Annotated in this window: 12 protein-coding genes; 5 read left to right on the forward strand and 7 right to left on the reverse strand. The window is 69.0% G+C overall.

Features of this window, described 5'->3' with window-relative positions; translation table 11 throughout:
- Positions 1-1,017, forward strand: a 1,017-nt coding sequence (locus tag ON39_RS32705) for a CHAT domain-containing protein (protein ID WP_040739970.1), incomplete at its 5' end; no start/stop codon positions are given.
- Positions 1,018-1,075: 58 nt separating this feature from the next.
- Here the strand turns inward: ON39_RS32705 and ON39_RS32710 are convergent.
- From ON39_RS32710 to ON39_RS32740, 7 genes are all read right to left on the reverse strand, one after another.
- Positions 1,076-1,384 (reverse strand): type II toxin-antitoxin system Phd/YefM family antitoxin, encoded by a 309-nt coding sequence (locus tag ON39_RS32710; RefSeq protein ID WP_040739971.1) that lies wholly within the window; start codon positions 1,382-1,384, stop codon positions 1,076-1,078.
- Between the two features lie 40 nt (positions 1,385-1,424).
- On the reverse strand, positions 1,425-1,829 hold the full coding sequence (locus tag ON39_RS32715) for a nitroreductase family deazaflavin-dependent oxidoreductase (RefSeq protein WP_040739972.1): 405 nt from the start codon (positions 1,827-1,829) through the stop codon (positions 1,425-1,427).
- Between the two features lie 72 nt (positions 1,830-1,901).
- Positions 1,902-2,741, reverse strand: a complete 840-nt coding sequence (locus ON39_RS32720) for an alpha/beta fold hydrolase (protein ID WP_040739973.1) — start codon at positions 2,739-2,741, stop codon at positions 1,902-1,904.
- Between the two features lie 30 nt (positions 2,742-2,771).
- Positions 2,772-3,068, reverse strand: a complete 297-nt coding sequence (locus ON39_RS32725; protein WP_040739974.1) for a hypothetical protein — start codon at positions 3,066-3,068, stop codon at positions 2,772-2,774.
- A gap of 91 nt (positions 3,069-3,159) precedes the next feature.
- Positions 3,160-3,885 carry an amino acid ABC transporter ATP-binding protein gene (locus tag ON39_RS32730; protein ID WP_040739975.1) on the reverse strand — a complete coding sequence of 242 codons (726 nt, stop codon included), beginning with the start codon at positions 3,883-3,885 and terminating at the stop codon, positions 3,160-3,162.
- Positions 3,886-5,682 carry an ABC transporter substrate-binding protein/permease gene (locus tag ON39_RS32735; RefSeq protein ID WP_040739977.1) on the reverse strand — a complete coding sequence of 599 codons (1,797 nt, stop codon included), beginning with the start codon at positions 5,680-5,682 and terminating at the stop codon, positions 3,886-3,888.
- Positions 5,683-5,847: 165 nt separating this feature from the next.
- Positions 5,848-6,642, reverse strand: coding sequence for an LLM class F420-dependent oxidoreductase (locus ON39_RS32740; RefSeq protein ID WP_040739978.1), 795 nt, complete (start codon positions 6,640-6,642; stop codon positions 5,848-5,850).
- A gap of 174 nt (positions 6,643-6,816) precedes the next feature.
- On the opposite strand from ON39_RS32740, the gene ON39_RS32745 reads away from it, so the two are divergent.
- From ON39_RS32745 to ON39_RS32760, 4 genes are all read left to right on the forward strand, one after another.
- The gene (locus tag ON39_RS32745) at positions 6,817-7,644 is read left to right on the forward strand and encodes an endonuclease/exonuclease/phosphatase family protein (protein WP_040739982.1); all 828 of its coding nucleotides are present in this window, start codon (positions 6,817-6,819) and stop codon (positions 7,642-7,644) included.
- 103 nt (positions 7,645-7,747) lie between these two features.
- Complete coding sequence (locus ON39_RS32750; protein WP_040739979.1) at positions 7,748-8,269, forward strand: YceI family protein; 522 nt, start codon at positions 7,748-7,750, stop codon at positions 8,267-8,269.
- Between the two features lie 136 nt (positions 8,270-8,405).
- Positions 8,406-9,491 carry an ABC transporter ATP-binding protein gene (locus ON39_RS32755; RefSeq protein WP_040739980.1) on the forward strand — a complete coding sequence of 362 codons (1,086 nt, stop codon included), beginning with the start codon at positions 8,406-8,408 and terminating at the stop codon, positions 9,489-9,491.
- Positions 9,492-9,622: 131 nt separating this feature from the next.
- A partial coding sequence (locus ON39_RS32760) for a sigma-70 family RNA polymerase sigma factor (protein ID WP_051187418.1) occupies positions 9,623-10,318 on the forward strand: 696 nt, incomplete at its 3' end.

The following is a 10,318-nucleotide window of genomic DNA, read 5'->3' on the forward strand; positions in this document are numbered from 1 at the left end:
CTCTCTCGCGCCTTGCTGCCGCACGGATTCGCCGTTCAGCTCTACGAGCTGTATCAGCGGGGCGTCCGTCCGCACATCCGTCTGCAACCCTCGCCCCGGGTGGCGCAGGTCCCGTGGGAGCTCATCGCCCCCGACCCCGCGGTGCGCCTGATCGACATCGCCGACGTCAGCCTGCTCGCCCCCGCCGGCCTCGTGCACGCGCCGGGCCGCACCGTGCGCGATTGGGCCGAGACGCGCCGCGCGCCCGTCGTCGCCGTGCTCGATCCGCGCGTGCCCGGCTTTCGTGCCGACTCCAGCCTCGGCTCGGTGCTGGGCCGCATGCCTGCGGACGCGCCGCTCACCCGGCGCATCGCCGACTACGCGGCACAGCGGCGCCTGCTCCCCGCAGTGCTCGACCCGGTGGAGGCCTTCCGCCGGACCGATCTCGACCGCGCCTGGCTCAGCGCGGCGCTCCGCGACGGCGCGAGCCGGCTGATCTACGTCGGACACGTCACCGCAGCGACCCCCGAGTCCGGGCAGAGCGAGCACGCCGAACTGCATTTGGCCTGCACCGCGGACACACTCGGCTTCGCGGCCCCGACGCGGACCCATCGCCCGTTGTCCGCCAAAGACTTTCTGCTCGGCACGCACACCCTCGCCGCGGAACCCGTTGACGGACGCGACCTTTGGCCCATGCCGAGCCGGGTGGCCCTGATCGCCTGCGAGAGCGGCGGTGACCTGCGCTTCACCGAGGCGCTCGGGCTCACCGCGGCCATGATCAACGCCGGGGCACAGCTGGTGACGGCCAGCCGCTGGGCCCTGCCCACCGACCTCGCCTTCCACCGCATCGCGGGCGCGCCGCCGGACGCGCACCCGCTCCAGCAGGCCATCTGCGCCATCGACGCGGCCCACGAACGGCCGGACCCGGTCGCCGCGCTCGCCGAATGGCAGCGTGAGCGACTGCGAGCCTGGCGCACCGAGCGCACGATCGAGCACTCGCCGCTGCTGTGGGCAGCGTTCGCCACGCTGTGTGCGTGAATCGGTCGCTGCGTACTGGATCAGGCACCGCGTATCCAGTCCGCCACCGCGTACCGAATCACCCGCCGTGCGTTCCCAACTCGGCCCGCAGCCCGCGATCCACCGTGGTGTGCACGCCGAGCACGTCGAGCATCTGCGAGATGGACATCGCGCGGAACTCCGTCGCGCCCGCGTAGCCGGGTCGCGTCGCGTCCGCCAGCTCGGCGTACAGGTGCAGGCGGTCGTAGTCGGCCATCGACATGACGACCGCGACCTCGACGCCGTCGTCGGTGAGGACCGCGTCCTCGCCGGTCGCCACCACCTCGCGGACGACGGCGGCGAGGTCCGCGGACAACTCGTGCAGATTGCGCGTATTCGTGTTGGGCATGCTCCGCATTCGGAGCGGCCCGCCCTTTTGGATCGGCGCGTTACCGTCTTGTCAGCGCGACGACCGGAATCACGCGCTCGGTCTTGGTCTCGTGGTCGGCGAAGAACGGATACTCCCGCTTCAGCATCGTCCACACGCGCTCGTGTTCATCGCCTTCGAGCGGGATGGCGAGCGCGTCGTAGGTCTCCTCGCCCACCTCGACGGTCACCTCGGGATCGCGGGCCAAATTCTGATACCAGTCCGGGTGGGTGGGCGCGCCGATGTTCGAGGCGATGACCAGCAGGCGGTCGCCGTCGCGGTGGAACATCATCGGCGTGGTGTACGGCTTGCCCGTGCGGCGGCCGACGGTGGTGAGCAGCACGAGTTTGTCGCGATGCATGCCCTCGATCTCGCCGCCCGCGCGAAACCGCGCGATCGTCGCGCGGTTGATTTCCTTCATGTCCATGGACTGGCCTCCGGTGCGTCGACGGTGTCCACCCTGCACCATGGCGGTCGCCGTGTCGGGAGAACAGGCGCGTTATGTGCGGTGCGCGAGGAGGTGCTGCATGATCAGCCGGGTCAGCTCCTCGGGGGCCTGTTCGGGGATCCAGTGCGACACCTCCTCGAGCATCTCGAATCGATAGGGTCCGGTCACGTATTTCTCCGTGGCCAGGGCGGCGGTGGAGCCGACGGAACTGTCGTCGGTGCTCCACACGTACAGCGTCGGCACCGAGACGGGCCCGATCGGGCCGGCCAGATGCATCGCCCGATACCAATTCAGCGCCGCCGTCAAAGCTCCCGGCCGGCTGAAGCGGTGGACGTACTCATCGATGCGTTCCTCCGGGATCTTCCATTCGAAGATCGTGCGGAGCCCGGCGCCGTTGTCCGCGAGCAGCGCCCGCTCGGCCGCCCGGGGTTGGCGCAGCAGCGAAAAGTATTGGGACCGTTGCGCTTGGTCCTCGTCCTCGGACAGTGCCCGCAGGAAGGCGGCCGGGTGCGGCACCGAGACCGCGGTGAGGCTGCGGATGCGCTCGGGGAACTCCGCCGCGGTCGCCCATCCGACGTGGGCGCCCCAGTCGTGTCCGACCAGATCGAAACGCTGCCAACCCAATTCGTCGGCGATCGCCAGGACGTCGCCGACCAACTCGTCGAGCCGGTAGTCGGCCGCCTGCTCCGGCCGCACACCGGGCGAGTAACCGCGCTGATCGGGCGCGACGACGTGGCAGCCACCGCCGCCGAGGGCATGGAGCTGGAACTCCCACTCGATGGCCGACTCCGGAAAGCCGTGCAGCAGCAGTACTTCCCGGCCGCCGCGCTCCCCGCTGGACAGGGCGTCGAAAGTACCGGCGGCGGTGGGAATCTCGATGGCCTCGATCACACCGTCGACTCTAGAACCTCGTACCGACGGTCAGTGCTCGTCGTAGTGTCCGTCGTGGGCGGCGTGGCGATGTCCGTCGTGCACGTAGTCGACGTGGTCGCCGTGCTGGACGGTGTCGTGGCCGCAGCCGGGGCCGTGCTCGTGGGTGTGGTTCGCGTGCTCGGTGTGGCCCCGCGGCTCGCACTCGTCGTAGTGCCCGTCGTGCTCGCGGTGCAGGTGACCGTTGTGGACGTAGTCGACGTGGTCGCCGTGCTCGATCGCCGTGTGCCCGCAGCCCGGACCGTGTGCGTGGTCGTGCTCGGTGTGCTGCAGATGTGCCGTTGTCATCAGATCTCCCTCTTTCCAAGCGTGGACAGATGGATATGTGAGCGCAGACACATTAGCAGTTGCGCATCAATGCGCGTTAGCCAGGGGTGCGCTACAGCACCTGGGAGAGGAAGCGCTGCAGACGGGGCGTCTCGGCGTTGTCGAAAAGCGCGTCGGGCGTGCCGGTCTCGACGACCTGCCCCTCGTCCATGAAGACGACGCTGTCGGAGACCGTCCTGGCGAAGCCCATCTCGTGCGTCACCACGATCATCGACATGCCGCCGGAGGCCAGGTCGGCCATGAGCGCGAGCACGCCCTTGACCAGCTCGGGATCCAGCGCCGAGGTGGCCTCGTCGAAGAACATGACCTCCGGCTTCATCGCGAGCGCCCGCGCGATGGCGACCCGCTGCTGCTGACCGCCGGACAGGTTCGCGGGCCGCGCGTCGAGTTTGTCGGACAGCCCGACGATCTCGAGCTGCTCCGCCGCGACGGCGCGCGCCTGCTCCTTGGACAGCCCGCGCAGCTTGCGTGGGCCGAGCGCGACGTTGTCGGCGACGCTCTTGTGCGGGAACAGATTGAAGTGCTGGAACACCATGCCAATGCGCTGGCGCAGCCGGTCCGGATCCTCGGCGAGCACGGACTTACCGTCGAGCAGCACGTCACCCTTGTCCGGCTCGTGCAGCCGGTTGAGCACGCGCAACAACGTCGACTTGCCGGAGCCGGACGGGCCGATGACCGTGGTGGTCTTGCCCGCGTCGACGTGGATGTCGATGCCGCGCAGCACGTGGTTGTGCCCGAGGGTCAAGTGCAATCCGGTTCCGGTGAGGGATGCGCTCATTTATCCGCGCCCTTCCGTGATCGTGGCGGCCTCGACCTGGTCGATCGGCCGGTCCGGCCGGCCTGTGCGCATGCGCCGGTCGATGTAGTTCACCAGGTGGGTGAGCGGGATGGTCAGCAGCAGGTAGACCAGGCCCGCGGCCACCAGCGGGGAGAGGTTTCCGGTCTGCGCGTTGAGGTCGCGGCCGACCGCGAACAGCTCGCGCTGGGTGGCGAGCAGGCCGAGGAAGTAGATCAGCGACGAGTCCTTGATCAGCGCGATGAACTGGTTCATCAGCGCGGGCAGCACGCGCCGCACGCCCTGCGGGATCACCACCAGCGTCATTGCCTGCCGGTAGCCGAAGCCGATGGCGCGGGCCGCCTCCAGCTGACCGGCCTCGACGGACTGAATGCCCGAGCGGAAGATCTCGCCGATATAGGCCGAGGCCAGCAAGGCCAGGGCTACCGCGCCGAGCCAGTACGGATTGTTGCCGGTCACGTTGCGGGCCACCGGGCCGATGCCGAGGCCGATCAGCAGGATGATCACCACGGCGGGCAGGCCGCGGAAGATATCGGTGTACACCCGCGCCGGCCAGCGCAGCCACCGGGTGCGCGCGATGCCCGCCACGGCGAGCAGCATGCCCAGGACGGTGCCGAGGAAGCCCGAAACCACCGCGAGGATAAGGGTATTCGGCAGTCCGGTCTTGAACAGGTCGGGAAAGGCCTTGCGGTACAACGACCAGTCGAAGAACGTGTCCTTCAGCTGCTGCACGGTGGATTTCGGCGCGACCGCCGCCGCGGCGTCCGGCTTGTGCTCCGCGGCGAGGGCGGCGAAGTCGGGCAGCTGCGGCAGCGGGGCCGCCTTGGAGCCCGGCTTCCAGCCGGGCGGCAGCTGCCGGGGCACCCAGTCGCTGTAGAGCTTGGCATAGGTGCCGTCGGCGATGACGGCGTCGAGGCCGCTGTTGAGCGCGTCGATCAGCGGCTGGTTGTTCTTGGCGACCGCCCAGCCGACGAAGTTGTCCAGGCTGAAGGTGTTCTGCACCACGGCCGTTCCGTCGCCGGGCTTGATCGCGCCCGCCGCCTGCGCCGACGGCGCGACCCAGGCGTCGACCTGGCCGGACTTCAGGTTGGCGTAGGCGGTGTTGTAGTCGGGGAACTTCACCGGGTCCAGGTGCAGCGTGTTGACCACGTACTCGTCCTGCACCGTGCCCTGCACGACCGCGATCCTGGTGCCGCGGTTGAGGTCCGAGAAGCCTTTGACGCGACCGGAATCGGGCGCGACGAGGGCGAAGTAGCCGAAGTCGTAGCCGTTGGTGAAGCCGACCAGCTGACGGCGCGCGTCGGTGGTGGTGATGTTGGAGGAGCCGACGTCGAAGCGGTTGCCCGCCACCTGGGCGAGCAGGCCGGCGAACTCGGTGCCCGAGAATTCGACCTGCAGGCCGAGTTTCGCGGCGATCGCGGTGAGCAGCTCGTTGTCGAAGCCGGTGAAGACGCCCTTGCCGTTCACGCAGATGCTCGGCGGCGCGTCCGAGAGGGTGCCGACGCTGAGCTTGCCCGGCGTGATCAGGCCGAGCTTCGAGGTGTCGATCGAGGCCAGCGGCGTCGTGCTCGCCGTCGTGTACTTGTCCGCCCCGGCGGTCTGCGCGGACGCCAGGTTCGTCGGCGCGGCCGACGCCGCGCTGAGCCCCGGCGGGGAGCACAGGTTGCGCTCCGAGGACGCATCATCGGAGCCGGAACCGCACGCCGTGGCCGCGAGACCGACGGCAAGCAATATCACGGCGATCAACGCACGAGACCGCACAGCGGGCAGACCAGCCATGATGAAGAACCCTAGCCGCGCCGAAGTGCTAACCCACAGCTACCCCGGCGCCGGGGCGGCGTCACCTGGCTCGCGCCGAGCCGGACCAGGACCGACAGAGTTCGGATCAGCGTGATCCTAATTCGGTGTCGCCCGGTCCTGCCCGCACGGCAATCCGGGGACGCCTCAGGCGAGCCCGCTGACCTGCTCCGGGTTCACCTCGTCGCGCCAGCGGATCGCGCGCTCGACCTCGCTCAGGTCGTACTCCGGACCGCTGACCCCGACGGTGAACAGCGAGACGCCCGCGTCGACGAGCGCCGCCGCCTGCTCCGCGCCGGGCCACTGCACCGAGCGCTCGATGCGGGCCTGATCGGTGCCGACCGCGGCGCAGTGCTCGGCGAGCACCTTGTTCTTGTGCGCGAGCACATCGAGGTCGGCGAAGGTGTGCCAGATGTCGGCGTACTCGGCGACCAGGCGCAGCGTCTTCTTCTCGCCACCGCCGCCGATGAGGATCGGGATGTCGCGGGTCGGCTGCGGATTCAGCTTCCTCATGCGGGCGCTCAGCCGCTCCATGTTCTCCTTCAGCAGGGCGAGCCTGGTGCCGGGAGTGCCGAACTCATAGCCGTACTCGGCGTAGTCCCGCTGGAACCAGCCCGCGCCGATGCCGAGAATGAGGCGACCGTCGCTGATGTGGTCCACGGTGCGTGCCATGTCGGCGAGCAGGTCCGGATTGCGGTAGCCGCCGCCGGTGACCAGCGCGCCGATCTCCACGCGCTCGGTCTGCTCGGCGAAGGCGGCCAGCATGGTCCAGCACTCGAAGTGGGCGCCGCCCGGGTCGCCGGTGAGCGGGTAGAAGTGGTCCCAATTGAAGATGATGTCGACGCCCGCGTCCTCGGCCCGCAGCACCGCGTCGCGAATAAGTCCGTACTTGGGCGCGTGCTGTGGCTGCAGCTGTACTCCGATACGAACGGCTCGACTCATGAAATGCTCCTCGTCGCTTCGGATGAACTTCCCTGATCGAGGTTACCGAGTCCGGGTCGCTGATTCGGCGGCATGCGTCGATGCCGCCCGCTCGAGCACACCTCACATCTCGACGAGCTGTTTCGTCGGAGAAGTGCACCCATCGTCAGCGGCGGAGAGAAGCTGGAGCAACACATGCGACTGCGCATCGTCACGATCAATGTCCAGAACAACGAGGGCGACCCCGGACGACCGGGCCTGCTCAACGCGGAGCTGCGCCGCCTGGCCCCCGACGTCGTCGCGCTGCAGGAAGTGGTCGACGACGAACACCTCGGCACGCTGCTCGAGGGCACCGGGCTGCACGGCACCCATCAGTCCGCCGCGATGGCCTACGCGCCGCCGTTCGCCGATCGCTACGGCGGCAACGCGGTGGCCACCCGCTGGCCCCATCACGTCGCCGAGGTTCTCGATCCGCGCGTGGCGGGCGCGAAGGACGTGCCCTGGTGCACAGTGGCGGTGAAGGTTCCGGTGCCCGGCGAGGGCGACGTGCTGTTCATCTCCGCGACCGCGTCATGGCGGCTGGACGCCGAAGCCGTGCGCGAGCAGCAGGCCGTGGCACTGAGCGATCTCGACGCCCGCCACCGCACCGACCTGCCGACGATCATCGCGGGCGATTTCAACGCCGAGCCCGACGCGGCGAGCATTCGCTATCTCACCGGCCGCCAGTCGATCTCGGGACGCAGCGTCCATTACCACGACGCCTGGGCAGTCGCGGGCGACGGACCGGGTCATACCTGGAGCGACGAGAACGCGAACGCCGCAGCGCTTTTCGATCAGATCGTCCGCCAGCCAGGGCATCGGCGCCGACTCGACTACGTGTTCATCGGGTCGTGGCACGCACATCCCAAGGCGCGCTGCGAGATTCGCAGCGCGAATCTCGCCTTCGACCAGCCGACCGACGGTGTCTGGCCGAGCGACCACTACGGCGTCGTCGTCGACGTCGAGATCGGCAAGGACCGCTGACTCACGACGACACAGCGCCGGGAGTGCGACCTCGACGCCGCACATTCCGGGGAGTTGTGTCGTCGAACCGGTGAAAACCACCCCACAACACAGGAGAGCAACCATGACCACACTCAGCGAGTTGGCCGGCGACTACGTCCTCGACCCCGCACACACGCGGATCGGCCTCGTCGCCCGGCACACGATGGGCACGAAGGTCCGCGGGCAGTTCGACGAGTTCGAAGGCGGCGCGCACCTGGCCGGCGACGACCAGTCGAGGTCGAGCGCCGTACTCACCGTTCAGGCGAAGAGCCTGCAGACCGGCAACCCGCAGCGCGACGAGCTCGTGTGCGGCAAGTTCCTCGGCATCGACGACCACCAGACCATCACCTTCGCCTCGACCGGGATGGAGTGGAGCGACGAGACCAATTTCAAGGTCACCGGCGATCTGTCCATCCGCGGGGTGACCAAGCCGGTCACCGTGGACTTCGAACTGACCGGCGCGCAAGGCGAGCGGATCCGCTGTCACGGCAGCGCCACGATCAATCGCAGGGACTGGGGCGTGAACTGGAACTTCGCGACGGCGATCATGGTGAGCCCGAAGGTGATACTGGAGTTCGACGTCGCCGCGACCCGGCGGCTCTGACCCGGTCCGCGCCTCGGCCGGTCTGCCCGAATGTGAGCATTTCGAGCGTGAACCAAGCAGATCTAGTAGCATCGCCGGTCAACCCTTACTCGGATCGTCCGGCACGTTCCTGCCGGTGATGGGATGTGATTTTGTCATGGCCACGGTGACCTTCGACCGCGCGACCCGGCTCTACCCGGGCGCCACCAAACCCGCTGTCGACCAGTTGAATCTGGAGATCGAAGACGGCGAATTCCTCGTTCTCGTCGGCCCGTCGGGCTGCGGCAAGTCGACCTCGCTGCGCATGCTCGCCGGCCTCGAGGACGTCAGCGACGGGCGCATCCTGATCGGCGCCAACGACGTGACGCACGCCGAGCCGAAGGAACGCGATATCGCGATGGTGTTCCAGAACTACGCGCTCTACCCGCACATGACCGTCGCGGAGAACATGGGCTTCGCGCTGAAGCTGGCCAAGGTCGCCAAGGCGGAGACGCAGAAGCGGGTGCTGGAGGCGGCGCAGCTGCTCGACCTGGAGCCGTACCTGGATCGCAAGCCGAAGGCGCTGTCCGGTGGTCAGCGTCAGCGCGTCGCGATGGGCCGCGCGATCGTGCGCCAGCCGCAGGTGTTCCTGATGGACGAGCCGCTGTCGAACCTGGACGCGAAGCTGCGCGTGCAGACCCGCACGCAGATCGCCCAGCTGCAGCGCAGGCTCGGCACCACCACCGTGTACGTCACGCACGACCAGGTCGAGGCGATGACCATGGGCGACCGCGTCGCGGTGCTCAAAGACGGTCTGCTGCAACAGTGTGCGACCCCGCGCGACCTCTACCAGGATCCGGTCAACGTGTTCGTGGCCGGCTTCATGGGCTCGCCCGCGATGAACCTGTTCACGCTCCCGGTATCCGACGGCTCGGTCTCGCTCGGCGGCCACGTGCTGCCGCTGCCGCGCTCGGTCGTCGACGCGGCCGAGGGCTCGGTGTCGGTCGGCATCCGCCCCGAGCACCTCGAGCTCGGCAACGGCTCGGGCACCGGCATCGAGATGGAGGTCGACGTGGTGGAGGAGCTCGGCTCCGACGCCTACATCTACGGCCGCACCACCTCGCAGGGCAACGCCGCCGGGGAAACCATTGTGGCGCGGGCGGATTGGCGCAACCCGCCCGCCAAGGGCACCCGCGTGAGCCTGTCCACCGACCCGCAGCACACCTACTTCTTCTCCGCGCGGGACGGGCGTCGCCTGCACTGAGCGAGTCGTCGATCGACCGGGCGCCGCATCCGATGCGGCGCCCGGTTTTTCGGGCTTGCCCTGGTCTTTGTCACACGCGCGGCGGTCGCGGGCTCATCCCGGTGAGCCTCTGCGATGGGATGGTGTGACCGATGGATGAGAACGACTGGCTGGCCGAGCATTTCGAGAGGCACCGGCCCAGGCTGCGGGCGGTGGCCTACCGCATGCTCGGCTCGCGGGCCGAGGCCGACGACGCGGTGCAGGATGCGTGGCTGCGGTTGAGCACCGCCGACGCGGACGAGATCGACAATCTCGGCGGGTGGCTGACGACCGTGGTCGCCAGGGAGTGCCTGCATATGCTGCGGTCGCGGCGACGCAGGCCGGAGGACCCGCTCGACACGCACCTGCCCGACCCGGTCGTCGTGCCCGATGGTCTCCTCGATCCGGAGCAGGAGGCGTTGCTCGCGGACTCGGTGGGGCTGGCCATGCTGGTCGTCCTCGATCGGCTGAGTCCCGCGGAGCGTGTGGCGTTCGTGCTGCACGACATGTTCGAGCTGCCCTTCGACGAGATCGCCGATATCGCCGGGCGCACACCGGCCGCCGCGCGGCAGCTCGCCAGCCGGGCGCGGCGGCGCGTGCACAGCGCCGAAATCGTGCGCCCCGAACGGGATCTGGCGCGCCAGCGGCGGGTGGTAAGCGCGTTCTACGCGGCGGCGCGGGCGGGTGACTTCGACGCGCTCGTCCAGGTGCTCGACCCGGATATCGTGCTGCGCACCGACTTCGGCGCCGACCGCCCGGCCGTGGTGCTTGCGCGGGGCGGCCGCGGTGGCCGCCGAGGCGCGGGCGCC

This window comes from Nocardia tenerifensis NBRC 101015 (assembly GCF_000308715.1).
Lineage (GTDB): Bacteria > Actinomycetota > Actinomycetes > Mycobacteriales > Mycobacteriaceae > Nocardia > Nocardia tenerifensis.